Origin of the sequence: Arthrobacter rhombi (assembly GCF_039526245.1) — a bacterium.
Classification (GTDB): Bacteria; Actinomycetota; Actinomycetes; order Actinomycetales; family Micrococcaceae; genus Arthrobacter_H; species Arthrobacter_H rhombi.
In genome coordinates this window covers 1-1283 of record NZ_BAAAIV010000028.1, presented here as the reverse complement: position 1 = coordinate 1283, position 1283 = coordinate 1, and the positions used below count along the sequence as shown (strand labels likewise).

The following is a 1283-nucleotide window of genomic DNA, read 5'->3' as shown; positions in this document are numbered from 1 at the left end:
GCGCCAGATCGGTGTTGGTTTCCTCCTTCTGTTCGGTGCCGACGGCGAGGGATTGCTGGATGAGGTCCAGGCCGAGGTAGCGGCGGGATTCGATCCATTCGTCGTGTTGTTCGGCGAGCACCGCCCCCACGAGGCGGATCAAAGCGTCGCGGTCGGGGAAGATCCCGACGACATCGGTCCGACGACGAATCTCTCGATTCAGCCGCTCCTGGGGATTGTTGGACCACACTTGTCGCCACAGGCCTTTGGGGAAGGCGGCGAACGCGAGGATGTCGTCGCGGGCGGCCTCGAGGTGTTTGGCGACCTTGGGCAGCTTGTCCTCGAAGGCATCCAGAACCCGCTCGAACTGGGACTGCACGCTCGCGGCGTCGGGCTGGTCGTAGACCGAGTGAAGCAGTGTCTTGACCCATGGCCAGCTGCTCTTGGGTGTCGCCGACATGAGGTTCGCAGCGTAGTGGGTTCGGCACCGTTGCCATGATGCGCCTGGAAGGGTGGCTCCGATGGCTGCGACCAAGCCTGCGTGGGCGTCGGAGGTCACCAGCTTCACGCCCGTTAGTCCGCGGGCGGTGAGGTCGCGGAAGAAGCCGAGCCAGCCGGCGCCGTCTTCGGCGGAGGAGGCCTGGATGCCCAGGACTTCGCGGTGCCCGTCGGCGTTGACGCCGGTGGCGATCATCGCGTGGACGTTGACCACCCGTCCGCCTTCTCGGACCTTCAGGACCAGGGCATCGGCCGCCATGAAGGCATAGGGGCCGGCGTCGAGTGGGCGGGTACGGAACTGCTCGACTTGTTCGTCCAGGTCTGCGGCCATGAGCGAGACCTGGGATTTCGACAAGCGGGTGATCCCGAGGGTTTCGACCAGCTTCTCCATCCGCCGTGTGGAGACACCCAGGAGGTAGCACGTCGCGACCACGGTGGTCAGGGCTGTCTCGGCGCGGCGGCGGCGTTCGAGGAGCCAATCGGGGAAGTAGGAGCCTTGGCGCAGCTTGGGGATCGCGACGTCGAGGGTGCCGGTGCGGGTATCGAAGTCGCGGTGGCGGTATCCATTGCGGGAGGTGTTCCGGTCCTCGGATCGAGCACCGTATTCGGCTCCGCAGACGGTGTCGGCCTCGGCGCTCATCAGGGCATTGATGAAGGTGGTGAGCATCTGGCGCATCAGGTCCGGGGAGGCCTGCTCGAGCTGTTCGGACAGGAAACGGGCAGGGTCGATAACATGGGGTGCGGTCATCGCGTTGACTCTCTTTCGAAACGTACTTTGGTAGGTCGTTTCAAGAATCACGCGGTGG

Annotated in this window: 1 protein-coding gene; it reads right to left on the bottom strand. The window is 64.8% G+C overall.

Annotated features, from left to right (window positions below; translation table 11 throughout):
- Positions 1-1225 (bottom strand): IS256 family transposase (locus tag ABD088_RS17190; protein WP_343903204.1); only part of this gene is annotated, 1225 nt, incomplete at its 3' end.
- Positions 1226-1283: the final 58 nt, after the last annotated feature.